The sequence below is a fragment of the Parendozoicomonas sp. 2304DJ65-17 genome, assembly GCF_058148445.1.
The window spans coordinates 1-235 of sequence record NZ_JBYVJV010000133.1; the positions used below are offsets into that span (position 1 = coordinate 1).

Below are 235 nucleotides of genomic sequence, written 5' to 3' on the forward strand. Positions count from 1 at the left end.
CTCCTATGGCTGTACCTTTTTTGAGGTGTAAGTGGATATCCCTATTTGTTCGGTCACCATCAATCGCATGCTCAATGTTCACGATGCCGGCAAGATTCTCAATCCGCAACTGGCTAGGGGACAGGTGCAGGGCGGCGCAGCCATGGGGATTGCCGGCGCCATGAGGGAAGAGCTGCTGATCGATCCAGCAACCGGCAAGGTTCGCAACAACAACCTGCTGGATTACAAAATGCCT

Annotated in this window: 1 protein-coding gene; it reads left to right on the forward strand. The window is 53.6% G+C overall.

Features of this window, described 5'->3' with window-relative positions; all coding sequences use genetic code 11:
- Positions 1-31: 31 nt before the first annotated feature.
- Positions 32-235, forward strand: a 204-nt coding sequence (locus ACY2RR_RS24790; protein ID WP_490110864.1) for a molybdopterin cofactor-binding domain-containing protein, incomplete at its 3' end; no start/stop codon positions are given.